The following is a 17,069-nucleotide window of genomic DNA, read 5'->3' as shown; positions in this document are numbered from 1 at the left end:
TTCATTGAAAAACTCACTGAAAAGTTAAAAAGCGAAAGAAAACCGTAAAAACTCCGCCTCTCCTCTTGCTTTGATGCCTCCTCGCGTGTTTTAAATAGAACATAACCGTTCGATAAGGAATTCACAGCATGTCCGAAAGCAAAACCACCAAACTCATCACTGCAGGCCGTGATAAGAAGTGGACCAATGGCGTCGTAAACCCACCCGTGCAACGCGCTTCAACTGTTGTTTTCAACACAGTAGAAGAGAAACGCAAAGCGACCGTTAATCGCGCTAACAAGACTCTTTTCTACGGACGCCGTGGCACCACGACTCATTTCGCATTTCAAGATGCAATGGTTGAAGTTGAAGGCGGTGCAGGCTGTGCTCTTTACCCTTGTGGTACTGCAGCCATCTCAAACGCAATCTTATCGTTTGTTGAAACCGGTGATCACATCTTAATGGTCGATACCTGTTACGAGCCGACCCGTGATTTCTGTGACACCATCATGAAAAAGATGGGCGTAGAAACGACTTACTACGAGCCAACGATTGGCGAAGGCATCCAAGACCTTATCAAGCCAAATACCAAGGTACTGTTTACCGAGTCTCCGGGTTCAGTGACCATGGAAGTTCAAGATGTTCCAACCCTAGCTCGTATTGCTCACGAACATGACATCATCGTTATGCTTGATAATACTTGGGCGGCTGGTGTGAACTTCTCACCGTTTGATTTCGGTGTTGATATCTCGATTCAAGCCGCGACTAAATACATCGTGGGTCACTCTGATGTAATGCTAGGCATAGCTGTTGCCAATGAGAAGTGTTGGGATCAGCTGCGAGAGCAGAGTTACTTGATGGGACAGTGCGTATCTCCAGATGACGCTTATCTTGGTCTTCGTGGTATTCGAACTCTGGATGTTCGACTTCGCCAACATGCTGAAAGCAGCTTGAAAGTCGCGAAATGGTTAGAAACACGCCCTGAGGTTGATCATGTTCGTCACCCGGCCCTTGAGTCTTGCCCCGGTCATGAATTCTTCAAACGAGATTTCACTGGCGGTAATGGCCTGTTTTCATTCGTTCTGAAAAATTCTAACCCACAAGCGACGACAGCTCTACTTGATGGTATGACACACTTCAGCATGGGTTACTCATGGGGTGGATTTGAGAGTTTGATTCTTGCTAATGAACCAAGCAGCTTTAATAGCCTAAGAACGGTGGCGAATCCTAATTTCGAAGGGACACTAATCCGCGTACATATCGGATTAGAGGATGTCGATGATTTGATTGCCGATCTCGAAGCTGGCTTAGAGCGTTACAACGCTTTGGTTTAAGTTAAACAATAAACAAGCTTCTACAAAAAAGGCAGGATTCACCCTGCCTTTTTTATTTCAGTAAATTCTTAGCGTAAACGTTATATAACTACTTCTGTACCTTGAAACATACCCAATTAAAAATTTCGAAGCGGTTTTTATTAAATAGATAAAGTGAGTCCTCGGTAACAATAGCAGAGTAGTCAACATTCAAACCCTCATACGAACTATACTCTTGATTAATAACAGGATCATCAGTTTCAGTTGTTGGCGAATAATCAACAATTGAGATAGACAACTCTCCATCTTTTAACGAATAACGTCCAGAGGAATGGTGCTCCAATTTACTCACTTGAGCATCCTTCCCTTCAATCTTCACCGACTCGGTAATCATAAACGTATCATCGGATTGGAAAGTAAAAGTCATACGTTCATACAAGGATTGATAAGGTTGAAATGCCTGCGTCATAAATCCTGTTTTAATGGTTTTACAATGCCAACGAGTACCCGCTAATTCGTTCCTATCAATCATGAAACTTGCCGCTGTCAGTACTAACACCACTAGTAAACCAATTATTCGCAAAAGTAACTCCTTTGAGCCATGTAGGTTACAAGCGAATCAAAAGCTGACTCAACTTCGAAAATTGATGAAATATAGTTAAAAGCTTCACCATTTTCCCTCTGAACTAACATATACATAGCATCATTTTCTGGTTGGTTAACCGACGGATAGATACGGACAAAGACATCGACATTACAATGACTAGGAATCACTTGTATCAGCTTCTCAGTGATGGCGGGCAACGAGTAGGCTTCATTGCGCACAATGTGGAAAAAGTAGTGATTGGTTTTGTGTACGAAGCTGTCGCGATAATCACTTTTATCAACAAAGTATGGCACTGGTTGATAATAAGCCTGAAGAACATTAAATAAACTAACTAACACACAGGCAAAGGCTAAAAAGTAGCCTGCACTGACTAAATGGCGATGTACAAAAAGCTTGAAGATCGACGAAGAAGCCTTAGCTGAACCATTCGTACTATCTGTCAACAATGAAGCTTCCCTATCCTCTTCAACGTTTCGTGTTGTAGATATAGAGATAACATGGTTTTGATCATCTAACGGCTTTTTATCCGGTGACTTGCTTGATGTTTGTATTTGATTTGTCATCGCTGACAGCGGCTTAAGATCTGCTTGAGAGGATGCTATCGGAGACGTTTCTGGCAAGAAGTCCGCATCTGGGGTTAGCGCTTTGGGCTCTGCAATTTTAGGTTTAAATGATCCTTCGATCTCCAGAGAATAACCCGTTTTACTGACGGTACGAATCGTCGCACAACCGCAGGTAACTCTGTTAAGTGTTTTTCTAAGCTTTGAGATCACGTTGGTCAACGCTTGCTCAGAGACAATCACATCACCCCAACACTTCTTGAATATCAGACCTCGTTCAATGCATTCGCCAACGTTTTCTAACAAGAACAGGAAAACCTTCCCTTCTAACGGCGCGATAGTTTCTACGCGGCCATCCTCACGCACAAACTGCCTAAGTAAAGGATCATAGCTAGCATCACATATTTGGTAGTTTTGTTGATTCACTATCGTTGTCTACATTAGAATCCGGCCGCATATGATATTGAATAGTTTATAAATGGCCAGTGAAATTTCCAGTTTTCACTCAATTATTTCGCGACGATAAATAACAATTTTATTTATATGGGCAATCAATCATATGATCGTTAACCATTCCTGTAGCCTGCATAAACGCATAACAGATTGTTTCCCCTACAAACTTAAAGCCTCTCTTTTTCAAAAACTTGCTCATCGCTTTTGATTGCTCGGTAGAAGCTGGAACTTGAGACATCTCTGTCCATTGATTATCAACCACCTTGTTATCAACAAACTGCCACAACGCATTAGACAGAGAACCGAACTCCTTTTGAAGCTCTAATGTCGCTCGGGCATTGTTATAGACAGAGGCGATCTTGCCCTTATGCCTAACCACATCAAAGTTCTCAATAACGTTTGGCACATCGTCTTCGTTCATAGACGAGAGTTTATTAAGATCATAATTATCGAAAGCTGCACGATATCCTTCTCGCTTCTTAAGTATCGTGATCCAGCTAAGGCCCGCTTGTGCCCCTTCTAAGGTAATGAACTCAAACAAAACTTGGTCATCATAAACCGGTACACCCCATTCCTTATCGTGATACTCCCTTTCAAGCTCGTGCTTAAGCGCCCATGCACATGTTCGATCCGATGCAGCTATTTCCATTTTAAGCCTCTCTATTTAGGGTCTGTTGGCCATTAGCAATAACAATTAACAATTAACAATTAACAATTAACAATTAGCCATTAGCAAAAAATAATGCCCCATTAAGGGGCATTCATTCTTAGGGTAACTGATATTACCTTACTTCAATTTTATGAAATAAACGGTAAAGCACAGGAACAACAATTAGTGTCAGTACTGTAGCAAAGCCCAAACCAAACATAATGGTTACCGCCATTGGCTTGAAGAAGATATCAGGCAGTAGTGGGATCATACCAAGAATGGTCGTTATCGCCGCCATACATACCGGACGTACACGACTCAATGCCGCATCCACTACCGCTACATACGGATCTTTACCTGATTTCATCTCAATCCCAATCTGATCAAGCAATACAATACCGTTCTTGAGTAGCATTCCCGATAGACTTAAGAAGCCTAACAGCGCCATGAATCCAAAAGGTGTGTTTAAGGCCAGTAGACCCGTCGTCACCCCTATCAAGGCAAGTGGTACCGTTAGCCAAACAATCAACGGCTCTTTCACTGAGTTGAACAGGAACACAGTGATCAAGAACATGAACAAGTAACCCAAAGGCATCGTCGTAAACAATGACGCTTGCGCATCGGCCGACGATTCATATTCACCACCCCATTCAAGTGAATAGCCCGGTGGCATCTCGATCGCTTCAATTTGTGGCTGCAAACGCTTTTGAAGCGTTGATGCTGTTTCTTCACCCAATAAGTCCGGATCAGCCATAACCGTTAGCATACGCTTACGGTTCTTACGAATGATCAACGGGTCTTCCCACTCTAGTTCGTAACCTAACGTCACTTGCTGTAGCGGAATGTACTCACTTAATGCAGGGCTCCAAATCTTCATTCCTTCGATGTTACGAATATCAATACGCTCATCTTCCGGCAATCGCGCCACGATAGGCATCAGCGTCGTACCATCACGGTACACACCGATCGACTTACCTGAGAATGACATCGCTAGGAAATCATCAACATCAGACTTGGTGATACCGTAACGACGCGCTTGGCTTTCATTAAACTGAGGCTCTAACACCTTAGTTCTTTCACGCCAGTCATGACGAACGTTAAAAGCACCTGAGTCCGCACGCATCACGTCCATCACTTGAGAGGCAATAGAACGAAGAATTGTTGGATCGGAGCCGACAATACGAGCTTCAATTTTTGCGCCGCCGCCTGGACCTAATTCAATCTGTTTGAGTTTGTAGTCAATCTCAGGGAATTGCGTATCAACATGTTCACGGAAACGAAGCATAAGCGCTTCAAGTACTTCATAGCTCTTTACACGAACCGTTATTTCGCCGTACGCGCTATAACTTTTCTCCGGTGAATAGGTCAACATAAAACGCTGTAAACCTTTACCCGCAGTGGTTGTGATGTGCTCGGATTCTTCTTGTTCCGATAACCAGTTTTCCAGCACTTTAAGTTTGGTGTTGGTCGCTCGGATATCCGTCCCTTCAGGCATCCATACATCGACTTGGAACATTGGTGTTGTAGAAGATGGGAAGAAAGCTTGTTTTACAAAACCAAAGCCGTAAACGCTCGCACCCAAGCCGATAACCAAAACAAACATGGTTAACCAAGCTCGCTTCATACAAAACTCTAGGAAGTTTTTGTAGATAACGAAAACCATCCCGTTGTATGGGTCTTTGCCTTCACTCTCAGGATCAACCTTCTGACCTTTGAAGAAAATATCTGCGAAAAATGGGGTAATCGAGATTGCAGTAAACCAACTCAACATTAACGAGATCAGTAGAACCGTAAACAAGGTGCCACAGTATTCGCCCGTCGAGTCTTCAGATAGACCGATTGGAGCAAAAGCCGTAACCGCAATAACGGTAGCACCGAGCAGTGGCCATTTTGTTTGAGTGACGATATCAGTAGCGGCCTGCATCCGGGATCGTCCCTTTTGCGTGCCGATCAATATCCCTTCCACCACCACAATGGCGTTGTCCACCAGCATCCCCAAGGCAATAACCAATGCGCCTAGTGAGATACGCTGAAGATCGATTTTGAAGTACTGCATGAAAATGAAGGTACCGAAAACGGTCAATAGCAGTATCAAACCAATCAACAAACCGGAGCGAAGCCCCATGAAAAACAGTAATACAATAATTACGATGGCAACCGCTTGTCCAAGGCTGACAACAAAACCACTGACCGACTTATCCACTTCTTTTGGTTGGTTATAAACCTCAGAAATGTCTATCCCAACGGGTTGTTGATACTTGAGCTCTGCCAAACGTCGGTCAAAAGCTTCACCTACCGCCACCACGTTCACACCTTGAGCAAAAGACACCCCAAGGTTGAGGGCCAGTTTTCCGTTGTAGCCAATGATATTGGTGGGTACTTCAACATAACCGCGTGTCACGTCGGCAACATCTTTTAAGTAGATAAGCCCTTGCGCGCCACCTTCAGTTAGAATCAAATCGCCAAGTTGTTCAACGTTTTGAAATTCTCCCGTCGGGTGGATACGTATATATTCATCGCCTATCCGGACTGCGCCAGCACTGGATACAATATTTTGGGTCGATAGTAGATTGAAGACGGTACTTGGAGAGATCCCAAGTGAGCTTATCCGCTTCATCGATATCTCAATGAAAACCTGCTCTTGCTGTTGACCGGAAACAGAGACTTTACTGACCCCATCAACCAATTCCAGCTCTCGCCTTAGGTAATCAATATAATCGAGAAGCTCTTTATAACTGTAACCATCTCCCGTCACGGCAAGCAAAATACCGTAAACGTCACCGAAGTCATCAATGACCTGAGGATCATTCACCCCGGGCGGTAATTCCACCTTGAGATCGTTCACCTTACGACGTAATTCATCCCAAATTTGCGGAAGATCGTCGGGGCCATAGTTGTTTTTCATGGTGACCGTAACCTGTGATAGGCCACGACTTGAAATAGAGTTAACTTCATCCACATAGGTCAGCTGTTGTATCGCCTTCTCTAGTGGGTAGGTCACTTCCTCTTCCACTTGTTGCGGAGTAGCACCAGGATACGAGGTAACAACCATTGCATCTTTAATAGTGAAGGCTGGATCTTCTAAACGACCCAAGCCAAAAAATGCAGAAACACCACCAATCAAAAAGATCAGCGATAGCATCCAGCTAATGACTTTGTTACGTATAAAGTAAGACGCGACACCTGTGATCTGGTCATCACCTTGCGGAGCGTCATTTTGAGGCTTGTTATTCACTTCACTCATCGTTCGTCTCCTGAGGCAATACTTCCACTGTCATTCCATCACGCAATCGTGATACGCCCGCAACAACGACATGCTGCCCCATTTCTAATCCTTTAATAATTTGTAATGTTGTCTGGTTTGCTTTACCTAACACGACTTGCTGCTTAGAGACAGTATTGTCATCATTAAGAATCCATACGTAAGAATTTGTACGAGTGAGGTCATCCCCATCAGCGTTGAACACCGCTTCAATTGGGATAAGCACGCCAGCCTTCAGCTCAAGGCCGATATCTCTGCCATGCGAAGTTACTTCAACCGCCATACCATCAAGAATCAAATCATCTTTAGGCATCGGTAATGCTAACGTTACAGTGAACGTTCCAGTGCTTGGATCAGGCTCAGTCGTAAACTCTTTTATTCCAGCCGGGTACTCATTGCCGCTTGGCACCCTCACTAAAGCTTCAACGTTTGACAAGATCGTCTCATTGGGTTGGTTTACGTAGATTTGATCCGGAAGTTGTATAATAACTTCCACATCTTCAACACTGTGAATGTTCACGATCTGTTGGCCAACTTGAATATTTTCATATTGATCAACACTGACACGCGAAATAATCCCATCAACAGGGGCACGAAGTTTAGTAAACGACAAACGCAGTTTTGCCAATTCAAGTTCGGCGTAAGCAATTTGGCGTTGAGCTGCAATTTCATCAAACTGAGACTTAGCCAGTAAGCCTTTTTTAACCAAAGGGCTAGAACGTCTGTATTGGCTATCAATTACTGTGTATCTCGCTTGAGCGTTGTCCACATCTAATTGGTAATCAGTCGGATCAAGCTCAGCAAGAATGTCACCCTCTTTTACGCGCTCGCCTTCTTTAACATCCAGCTTAAATATCTCACCGGCCACTCGAAAACTAAGGTGGGCTTTTTCAGCTGCGTTTGCGACGGCTGGGAAATAGAGTTTGTCATTAAAATCTAGAACCGAAATTTCGATTGTTTTGACGAGAGGAAGCTTGTCAGATTCAGTGCTGGCCTTGTCTTTACAAGCCGTCAGCAAAGCTAGACAGGATAGGCCGAGAGCCATTTGAATTGTCTTCATGCTACAGCCCCCTTTCCTTGATCCACTCGCGAACCTTAACGCCAGATTCAAGTCCGTTAACACCAGAAGTCACCACTCGGTCACCATCATTTAAACCCGAAACAATATGACGCTTTTCGTCGATCACAATCGCAACTTCTTCAACAATGCCGTCGTTATTCACGCGCCATACAGAGACATCGTCCCCGTCAGTCATCATCGCAGAGGTTGGAATCTTGGTTGCCGCTGCTTGTGCTGACACCAGTTTCACAGTCCCAGACATGCCCGGCAGTATGCCAATATCAGTAGGTCTCTCCATTATCATGGTTACTTTGTAAGAGCCTGTTTTTGGATCCGCTTCGGTATCGACCTCTTGAAAAGTCAGTTCGTAAAAATGTTCTGGAAAAGCATCGAATACCATGGTCGCGTCTGTTTCAAAACCTGAAGAAAAGCGAGTAATTAATTGGTCAGGTAATAGGAAGACGACTTTGAGGATTTGATTGGTTTGAATATTCATTACCCCTTGCTTTGCCGCAATATACTCGTGGTTTTCAGCAGGAATAATAGAAATGGTGCCCTCATAAGGCGCAATCAATGTGGTGTAGCGTAAGTTAGCTTTCGCTTGATTCAGTACAGCTCGAGCAGAATTGTGGTTGGCTTTCGCTTGATCAAAATCTTGCTCTGAGACCACTCTATCTTTACGCAGTTTAATCGCACGCTGATACTGCACATCGGCAAGTTTGAAGTTAGCTCTGGCTTGCTTCTCTAGTAGCTGATATTCATCAGGGTTGAGCATCGCCAGTTTTTCGCCTTTTGATACCTGTTGCCCAGCAGTAACATCAAGAGTTTGTAATAAACCTGGAACACGAAAGGCCAAGACAGCTTTATCGCCCGCTTCAGTGGTGGCGGGGAAATTTCGTTCAAAGGCATTATTACCAACGGAGACAGTGAAAAGTTTAGCAGGTCTTGATTCGGGCTCAGGAACAGGAGGCAGCTCCTTACCACACCCAGATAACCCGGACAGGGTTACCAACAGGACTAGGGAGGCTTTGTACATGGTGATCATCCATATCTATAAGTATCTTATTAACATAGATTAATCACATGTAAGTTACCAGTTATGACAATATTTATTTAGACAAAATTATTAAAAAAAATAACGGCTTGGGATAAATTTTCCTAAACCGTTCTCTATTATTTTTAGGGTAACACACTACATGTTCTTAAATGCACGATCGACTTTAAATGTGTCGGAAGTAACATAAGCTTCCATGTTGCGTACACTGGTCTCTAACGTCTGGAAATCACTCTCTAAAGTGCCCAATAAAGACTCTGCAGTTTGCCCCTTTTCCCAAGGCTTTTGCTTCAGCGTGTGTTCTTGCTTAGCTTTCATTTGGTCGACATACTGAGGTGGTTGTTTTTCCAGCATAAATGTTAAAGCTAAATACGCTAACAAGACCAGAAAGCTACCACCAAGCAGTGCAGCAGAGATAACCAAGATACGAACCAACCAAACTTCAAGGCCAAAGTAGTTCGCTAACCCTGCACACACGCCCGATAATTTGCCGTTAATGGGATCGCGATACAATTCTCTACTCATAGTTTCGTCTCCAGTTTGGGGACTCCGCATCCAGTATTTTTTCCAGGGTTTTTACACGATCTTGCATGGATTCAGCTTGCTCAGAAAGCTTGTGCAAGCGCTGAAGATCGGTTTCTGAAAGACCATTACTGGATTTCTTCTTGCTGCGGTAATGTAAGAATAACCATAGCGGTGCCACGAAGATTAAAAAGACAATCAGTGGACCTGCAATTAGAAATGTTGACATAGACAACTCCTAAAATTATTTATCGCGGTTTTCAACTTGTTGCTTCAGTTTCGCCAGCTCTTTTTCGATTTCATCTTGAGCTTGTAGATCTGCAAACTCTTGGTCTAACGATTTTGCGTTACCCGTTTTGGCGTAAACGTCCGCTTCAGCTTCTAATTCGTCCACTTTACGCGAGAATTGCTCAAACTTCGCCATTGCTTCGTGGGTTTTGCTTGAATGCAGATGCTTTTGAACATCACGACGATTGCTTGCCGCATTATTACGAATCATTAATGCTTGCTGCTTTGCACGTGTTTCTGCGATTTTGGTTTCAAGCTTGCCAATCTCACTTGTCAGCTTTTCGATGGTTTCATGAACCAAAGTTTGCTCGGTATGGAGACTTTTGATGATGTCTTCTAGCTTTTGCTTTTCGATTAAAGCCGCTCTTGCCAGATCTTCACGTTGCTTAGTTAGCGCGAGTGTTGCTTTATTTTGCCAATCTAGAATCTGAGTTTCGATAGCTTCAACTTTACGCGCAAGCTCTTTCTTATCTGCGATTGCTTTTGCTGAGTTCGTACGAACCTCAACCAGCGTGTCTTCCATTTCTTGGATAATCAGGCGAATCATCTTTTCAGGATCTTCAGCCTTATCTAATAATGCACTGATGTTTGAATTTACAATGTCTGCAAAGCGAGAAAAAATACCCATGAGGAACTCCTTAATTACAATGATGGCAAATGTGCTTTAAACCGATGTTCGATTTCTCAATCCACTTGCTCACAAATTTACGTTTGTTGTTAAACCTAACATAAGTAATCCAAGTAGCGTGCCAACTTTTAAGCTATTTACTTTCAATCACTTACAATAAAATGGTGATTAACGCGAACCATGCTATGATGAATTTAACCAAGTATTGGTATTTTTCACCACTACTCTCTTACTTAAGCGATTTAAATAAAGCTCTCTGACTCACATCAACCAGTGTTCAAACCTCACAAGGACCCGCTATGCAGCAGAATCTTATTGGTGAATCCCCAAGCTTTCTCTCTGTTTTAGATAAAGTTTCTCAATTAGCACCAATCGAAAGACCGATTCTGATCATCGGGGAGCGTGGTACAGGTAAAGAGCTGATCGCGCAAAGGTTGCATTACCTTTCAAGACGCTGGGATCAACCTTTGATCTCGCTGAACTGCTCAACACTCAGTGAGGGTTTGATTGATTCTGAGTTGTTTGGTCATGAATCGGGCTCTTTTACCGGTTCAAAAGGCCGTCATCAGGGGCGCTTTGAAAGAGCAGAAGGTGGAACGCTGTTCTTAGATGAGTTGGCAACAACCCCTCTTTCGGTTCAAGAAAAACTGTTGCGCGTTATCGAATACGGCCAGTACGAACGTGTAGGTGGGCAAAAGGCATTAAGTGCCAATGTCAGGCTAGTCTGCGCCACCAATGCCGATTTGCCCGCAATGGCACTCAAAGGTGAATTCAGACCTGATCTTTTAGACAGACTCGCCTTTGATGTCATTACCATTCCTCCTCTTCGCGAAAGAAAAGAGGACATCACGTTGCTCGCTGAGTATTACGCCATCAAGATGTGTCGAGAGCTCGAATTGGAGCTTTTTGTCGGCTTTGCGCCATCGGCTGTTGAGGCGCTGTTGGATTATTCTTGGCCAGGGAATGTGAGAGAACTCAAAAACGTCGTTGAACGTGCTATCTACCAGCACGGTAGAAATCCATATCCTATTGAATGTTTAGTGTTTAATCCGTTTCAACCTGCATGGAAAACTGAGCAAAATTCTGCTGAAGAAACTGGCAATGAGCCAACCAACAGCCATACTTCATCTGAAGGCTCTTTTTCTTTGCCTCTCGATTACAAAGCATGGCAAGAACAACAAGATATCAAACTACTCAATCAAGCCTTAAAGCAAAGTAAATACAACCAGAAACAAGCCGCCGAATTGCTTGGGTTAACCTACAACCAATTACGTGGAATGGTGAGGAAGTACGCGATTCTCGGACAAGCGAACGATAAATAGCTGTCCACGCTTGATTATTATTTGGAGCCGAATAAATAAAATGTTAAATTGTCCGGATCTTGAGGCTCCTCTAACGCCTCGTTTCGAAAAGTATTTCTTTTTATGAAAGCACTAATAAGACTATCACTTAGCATCTGCACGCTTAGCTTTTTAGCTGGATGTGGTGAAAGTGTCGATCACGCGCAAATCCGTGAAAAAGGCTTCACTTATTGTGGCCAAGGTAACCCTAGTACGTTCAATCCGCAGCTGGTTGATAGTGGCATTACCTCTGAATCGTTGAGTCCTCAAATCTTCGATACGTTGCTCACTCTTGATCCCATGACATATCGACCAAAACAGAACCTAGCAACCAGCTGGTCTGTCGATAAATCAGGTACAGAGTACACCTTCACATTGCGACCAAACGTTTCATTCCAAACCACCGATTGGTTTACACCGACTCGCAACCTGAACGCACAAGATGTAGTCTTTAGTTTCGAACGTATTGTTGATAGCTCCAACCCATTCCATTATGTGGGTGGCGGTTTATATCCATGGTTCGCTGGCATCGATTTTCAAAACCTGATTGTTGATATTACGGCGGTCGATGACCTAACCGTAAAATTCCAATTAAGTCGCCCAGACAACTCATTCCTCAACAATATCGCCACCAGCTACGCCGTCATTCACTCCAAAGAATACGCCAACAAGCTTGTCGCCTCTGACGAGAAAAACGAACTCGACTCGAAGCCTGTTGGTACGGGGCCCTTTTACCTAGACGAATACCAAATCAATGACCTAGTGCGCTTGAAAAAGAACAAGCATTACTGGAAGGGTGAGGTACAAATGGACCAAGTTGTGTTCGACACTTCCCAACGTGGTACCGGAACACTGGCCAAGCTTTTGCGCAGTGAATGTGACGTGTTGAATTCTCCGATCTCTAGCCAAATCCCAATTATTCAAGCTCATGAAGAGTTAAAGATTTCCGCCACGCCTGCAGTGAATGTCTCTTTCATTGCGCTCAACACTGAGCACCCTGCACTGCGTGACTCTCGTGTAAGAAAGGCGTTGAATTTGGCCATCAACCGCCAAAACATTCTCGACTCGGTTTATTACGGTACGGGCACGAAAGCCTACACGTTGTTGCCACCTACCTCTTGGGCTTACCAAAAAGACAGTGTTCAAGTTCGCTATGACCGCAATTATGCCGTTGCTCTTCTTAAAGAAGCTGGCGTAGAACCCGGGCTAGAGCTGTCAATGTGGGTGCCTCTAGAACCAAGAGCTTACAATCCGAGCCCAAGAAAAACCGCAGAATTAATCCAAGCTAACTTGGCCGATATAGGCATCGAGCTGAAGCTCTATACCGATGATCGATTCGACCGCACACAGCTGTCTTCTATCGCCTCTACCGATCTGCTTCTGACTGGCTGGATTGGCAATACGGGTGACCCAGACAACTTCTTACGTCCCCTGCTCTCTTGCAGCTCGGAACGTGCCGGATTAAACGTTTCTATGTGGTGTAATTCAGACTTTGATTTCCTTCTGGATCTCGCTTTGGAAATCAATCAACAAAGGCACCGTGTGAACTTGTATCGACAAGCCCAAAACATTCTCAATGAAGAAGTTCCAGTGATCCCTCTGGCTCACGGCGTGCAATTTCGCGTGCACGACCGTTCACTGACCGGCTTTAAACAAAGTCCGTTCAATGCCCAACCTTTTGATCAAGTCAGAAGAGAGGTGCGCTGATGTTTTGGTACACACTGAGACGCGTTAACTTATTCGTCATTACACTCGCTATTCTTACGTTAGTGGGCTTTTCCCTGCTTCGACTAGACCAGACTTCACCTTGGGCGATTCAAGATTTTTGGCCAGGCTGGATTAGCTATATCACAGAGTTATCGACGCTTAACTTTGGTTTGAGCAAGCATGGCGTGCCTATCATTGATGAGCTGGTTGTCGTATTCCCTGCCACTCTAGAGCTGTGTTTCTTTGCCTTTATTCTAGCGCTATTCATCGGTATTCCTTTTGGTACGATTGCGGGTATGAGACAAGGCAAGTTTGTCGATACCACTATCTCGTTTACCTCAATGGCGGGTTATTCAGCACCTATCTTTTGGGTCGCGTTGCTGATGATCATGGTGTTCTCTTTGCATTTCGAGATGTTCCCGGTTGGCGGTCGTTACGATCTTCTTTATGAAATTGAACATGTGACTGGCTTTGCGATGATCGATGCGTTCTTCGCCGAAGGTAAATATCGCGCGCACGCTCTACAAAGTGTCATAGAGCATATGGCATTACCTTGTCTGGTTTTAGCATTAGCGCCAACCACTCAGGTTATTCGACTGATGAGAGCGTCAGTGGCGGAAGTAATGACACAAAACTACATCCGCGCAGCTCGAATTAAAGGTCTTTCAACGCGAGAGATCGTCACTCAGCACGTCCTAAGAAATGCGATTCCACCGATCATTCCAAAGGTCGGTGTTCAACTATCGAGTATGTTAACGCTGGCTATTATAACGGAGTCTATCTTCAACTGGCCGGGCATTGGCCGCTGGTTACTCGATGCTCTGTCTAATCAAGATTACGTTTCAATTCAAGCGGGCGTGATTGTGGTGGCAACGTTGGTTCTGACTGCGAATATTTTGTCAGACCTGTTGGGCGCAATGGTCAATCCCCTGGTAAGGAAGGAATGGTATGCTAACAAATAACGTCTACCAGGAAGAACAAATTCCAACCCAGTTTGAGCGTTTTTGGCGAAGCTTTCGTGCCAACAACCTAGCGATGTTTGGGTTATGGTGTTTGGGACTGATCATTTTAGTGACGATAACTTCACCTTGGTTGGCACCACATGATTCTCAAGAACAAACGGGACATTTGTTGACACCACCCTCTTGGGATCCGGCTGGCACTGTCGAGTATTTCCTTGGCACCGATGACTTGGGCCGAGACATTCTTTCTCGTCTGATTATTGGTTCTCAGCTAACCTTTGGCGCAGCGGTCATCATTACCTTCATTGCAGCGGTCATCGGCTGCCTGATTGGCGTTCTCGCGGGCATGACTCGTGGGTTGCTATCAAGCACGCTAAACCACTTGCTTGATACCGTTATGTCGATTCCTTCCTTGCTGCTCGCGATCATCTTCGTGGCTTTCCTCGGCTTTGGTGAATTTAATATCTTACTGGCGCTGTGCTTGGCTCTGATACCACGCTTTATCCGCTCGGTGTACATTGCCGTGCATGCTGAGGTAGAGAAAGACTATATTCTTGCTTCGCGTCTTGATGGTGCGAATGACTTCTATTTGTTATGGAACTCTATTGTTCCTAATATTCTGACCGTTGTTGCGCTTGAGATTACACTGGCACTGTCCGTCGCCATTCTCGACATCACCGCTTTGGGCTTCTTAGGCTTAGGCGCGCAAGCACCGAGCACTGAGTGGGGCTCAATCTTGGGTGACTCAGTCGAACTAATTTACCTAGCACCATGGACAGTAACCCTACCCGGCTTAGCGATTATGTTTACCGTTATCGTTGTTAACCTCGTGGGTGAAGGTGTTCGCCAAGCGCTAAATGCAGGAATCGAATAATGCCGTTACTTGATATTCGACATCTGACCATCGAAATTGAAACCCCACAAGGGATGGTTAAAGCCGTTGACCGAATGAGTCTGACCCTGAATGAAGGAGAAATCCGTGGTCTGGTGGGTGAATCAGGCTCGGGTAAAAGCTTGGTTGCGAAAGCGATCGTCGGGGTTTGTAAAGAAAACTGGAAAGTGTCTGCTGACCGAATGCGCCTTGGCAATATCGATTTGCTTCAGTTGACACCCAAAGAACGACGTCGTGTAATTGCTCGCGATATCGCTATGATCTTCCAAGAGCCATCCTCCTGTCTTGATCCATCTGAAAAAGTGGGTCATCAACTCATTGAATCGATTCCTTCATATTCTTTCGAAGGTCGATGGTGGCAACGATTCAAATGGCGTAAGAAGCAAGCCGTTGCTCTACTGCATAAAGTCGGTATTAAAGATCACTCTCGCCTAATGGACAGCTATTCGTATGAGCTGACTGACGGTGAATGTCAAAAAGTCATGATTGCGATGGCGATTGCAGCTAAGCCAAAGATCTTGATTGCCGATGAGCCGACAAACGATCTCGATCCAATCACACAATCACAGATCCTGCGCTTATTGAGCCGAATGAATCAACTTCACAACACGACGATTCTCCTCATCGGACACGATTTAACGACCATTACTCAATGGGCAACACGAATCACCGTGATGTATTGTGGCCAGTCAGTAGAATCAGCGGATACAGCCAAACTGTTGGATGTGCCAAAGCACCCCTATACCGTCGCGCTGCTCAAAGCGATGCCCGACTTCAACGATTGGATTCCACACAAAGAAAAATTGCAGTCGCTACCAGGGTCAATCCCTCCATTGCAGCATCTACCGATTGGTTGTCGATTAGGGCCACGCTGTCCTTACGCACAAAGACAATGTGTTGAGATCCCTCATACCAAACGTATTAAAAGCCACAAGTTTAATTGTCACTTCCCTCTCAATATGGAGAAGAAAAAGAAATCATGAGTGCATTATTAGAAGTCAGCGAGTTATCAAAAGACTTTACGACACGCTCTGGTCTTTTCCGTAAAAAAATTCATCAGGCAGTGAAACCTGTGAGTTTTAGTCTGGAAGCCGGTCAAACTATTGGTTTTATCGGCCAGAACGGCTCTGGGAAATCGACATTAGCACGAATGCTTGCAGGTATGGTTGAACCTACCTCTGGCGAAATTCGTGTTAACGGTGAAAGGCTGGAGCACAAAGACTATTCAACGCGCTGTAAGCTGATTCGTATGATCTTCCAAGATCCCAACACCTCGCTTAATCCGCGCATACAGATCGGTCGAATCCTTGAAGGCCCTTTAAAGCGAAACACGGGCATGCCTCCAGAAGCCCGTATGAAGCGTGTGAAGGAAACTTTGTTGCGTGTTGGACTCTTACCAGAGCACGCTTACTTTTACCCGCAAATGCTAGCTGCAGGTCAAAAACAAAGGGTATGCTTGGCGCGCGCCTTAATCCTTCAACCTTCTATCATTGTTGCAGACGAAGCGTTGAATGGTTTAGACATGGCGATGCGTTCTCAGATCATCAACCTCTTCTTAGAACTGCAAGAAGAGATGGGCGTATCATTTGTTTACGTGTCTCAGCATATCGGTATCGTTAAACACATCACCGATAAGATCATTGTCATGCATGAAGGAAACGTCGTTGAGTCTGGGGAAACACATGAGGTTCTCACCAACCCAACCCACCAGATCACTCAAAGACTGGTAGAAAGCCATTTCTTCAAAGCGCCGAACCACTAGCTCATAAGCTCGCTCCCATCGCTAATAAGAA

16 protein-coding genes are annotated in these 17,069 nt (G+C 44.6%); 7 read left to right on the top strand and 9 right to left on the bottom strand.

Annotation, left to right across the window (positions count from 1 at the left end):
- Positions 1-128: 128 nt before the first annotated feature.
- Complete coding sequence (locus AC3CKG_RS05610; RefSeq protein WP_488528951.1) at positions 129-1,313, top strand: cystathionine beta-lyase; 1,185 nt, start codon at positions 129-131, stop codon at positions 1,311-1,313.
- 88 nt (positions 1,314-1,401) lie between these two features.
- Here AC3CKG_RS05610 and AC3CKG_RS05605 read toward each other — a convergent pair whose 3' ends face one another.
- From AC3CKG_RS05605 to pspA, 9 genes are all read right to left on the bottom strand, one after another.
- Entirely contained in the window at positions 1,402-1,875 is a 474-nt protein-coding gene (locus tag AC3CKG_RS05605; protein ID WP_488528950.1) for a hypothetical protein, read from the bottom strand.
- Positions 1,866-2,885 carry a winged helix-turn-helix domain-containing protein gene (locus tag AC3CKG_RS05600; protein ID WP_488528949.1) on the bottom strand — a complete coding sequence of 340 codons (1,020 nt, stop codon included), beginning with the start codon at positions 2,883-2,885 and terminating at the stop codon, positions 1,866-1,868. Before AC3CKG_RS05600 ends, AC3CKG_RS05605 begins: the two co-directional genes overlap by 10 nt.
- 109 nt (positions 2,886-2,994) lie before the next feature.
- Positions 2,995-3,561: a DNA-3-methyladenine glycosylase I gene (locus tag AC3CKG_RS05595; RefSeq protein WP_099166383.1), complete on the bottom strand. Its 567-nt coding sequence runs from the start codon at positions 3,559-3,561 to the stop codon at positions 2,995-2,997.
- Positions 3,562-3,694: 133 nt separating this feature from the next.
- Positions 3,695-6,805: an efflux RND transporter permease subunit gene (locus tag AC3CKG_RS05590; protein WP_017109893.1), complete on the bottom strand. Its 3,111-nt coding sequence runs from the start codon at positions 6,803-6,805 to the stop codon at positions 3,695-3,697.
- Positions 6,798-7,883, bottom strand: a complete 1,086-nt coding sequence (locus AC3CKG_RS05585; protein ID WP_488528948.1) for an efflux RND transporter periplasmic adaptor subunit — start codon at positions 7,881-7,883, stop codon at positions 6,798-6,800. The genes AC3CKG_RS05590 and AC3CKG_RS05585 overlap by 8 nt, the downstream gene beginning before the upstream one ends.
- 1 nt (position 7,884) lies before the next feature.
- Positions 7,885-8,919 (bottom strand): efflux RND transporter periplasmic adaptor subunit, encoded by a 1,035-nt coding sequence (locus AC3CKG_RS05580; RefSeq protein WP_029223414.1) that lies wholly within the window; start codon positions 8,917-8,919, stop codon positions 7,885-7,887.
- A gap of 156 nt (positions 8,920-9,075) precedes the next feature.
- Positions 9,076-9,462 (bottom strand): envelope stress response membrane protein PspC, encoded by a 387-nt coding sequence (gene pspC, locus AC3CKG_RS05575; RefSeq protein ID WP_488528947.1) that lies wholly within the window; start codon positions 9,460-9,462, stop codon positions 9,076-9,078.
- Entirely contained in the window at positions 9,455-9,688 is a 234-nt protein-coding gene (pspB, locus tag AC3CKG_RS05570; RefSeq protein ID WP_009848775.1) for an envelope stress response membrane protein PspB, read from the bottom strand. Before pspB ends, pspC begins: the two co-directional genes overlap by 8 nt.
- A gap of 15 nt (positions 9,689-9,703) precedes the next feature.
- The gene (gene pspA / locus AC3CKG_RS05565; protein ID WP_004734604.1) at positions 9,704-10,375 is read right to left on the bottom strand and encodes a phage shock protein PspA; all 672 of its coding nucleotides are present in this window, start codon (positions 10,373-10,375) and stop codon (positions 9,704-9,706) included.
- 299 nt (positions 10,376-10,674) lie between these two features.
- Between pspA and pspF the strand changes: the two genes are divergently transcribed.
- The 6 genes from pspF (at position 10,675) to AC3CKG_RS05535 (ending at position 17,038) form a co-directional block, all read left to right on the top strand.
- Positions 10,675-11,697: a phage shock protein operon transcriptional activator gene (pspF, locus tag AC3CKG_RS05560; protein WP_488528946.1), complete on the top strand. Its 1,023-nt coding sequence runs from the start codon at positions 10,675-10,677 to the stop codon at positions 11,695-11,697.
- 102 nt (positions 11,698-11,799) lie between these two features.
- Positions 11,800-13,422, top strand: coding sequence for an ABC transporter substrate-binding protein SapA (gene sapA / locus AC3CKG_RS05555; protein WP_488528945.1), 1,623 nt, complete (start codon positions 11,800-11,802; stop codon positions 13,420-13,422).
- Complete coding sequence (locus AC3CKG_RS05550; protein WP_017108393.1) at positions 13,422-14,384, top strand: ABC transporter permease; 963 nt, start codon at positions 13,422-13,424, stop codon at positions 14,382-14,384. The genes sapA and AC3CKG_RS05550 overlap by 1 nt, the downstream gene beginning before the upstream one ends.
- Entirely contained in the window at positions 14,371-15,258 is an 888-nt protein-coding gene (locus tag AC3CKG_RS05545) for an ABC transporter permease subunit (protein ID WP_017108394.1), read from the top strand. Before AC3CKG_RS05550 ends, AC3CKG_RS05545 begins: the two co-directional genes overlap by 14 nt.
- The gene (locus tag AC3CKG_RS05540; protein ID WP_017109900.1) at positions 15,258-16,259 is read left to right on the top strand and encodes a peptide ABC transporter ATP-binding protein; all 1,002 of its coding nucleotides are present in this window, start codon (positions 15,258-15,260) and stop codon (positions 16,257-16,259) included. The genes AC3CKG_RS05545 and AC3CKG_RS05540 overlap by 1 nt, the downstream gene beginning before the upstream one ends.
- The gene (locus tag AC3CKG_RS05535; protein WP_017108396.1) at positions 16,256-17,038 is read left to right on the top strand and encodes a peptide ABC transporter ATP-binding protein; all 783 of its coding nucleotides are present in this window, start codon (positions 16,256-16,258) and stop codon (positions 17,036-17,038) included. The genes AC3CKG_RS05540 and AC3CKG_RS05535 overlap by 4 nt, the downstream gene beginning before the upstream one ends.
- Positions 17,039-17,069 lie beyond the last annotated feature (31 nt).

It is taken from the genome of Vibrio sp. QJM3NY_15 (genome assembly GCF_057785995.1).
Note: the sequence above shows the minus strand (reverse complement) of the source record. Positions and strands in the feature narration are given on the sequence as shown.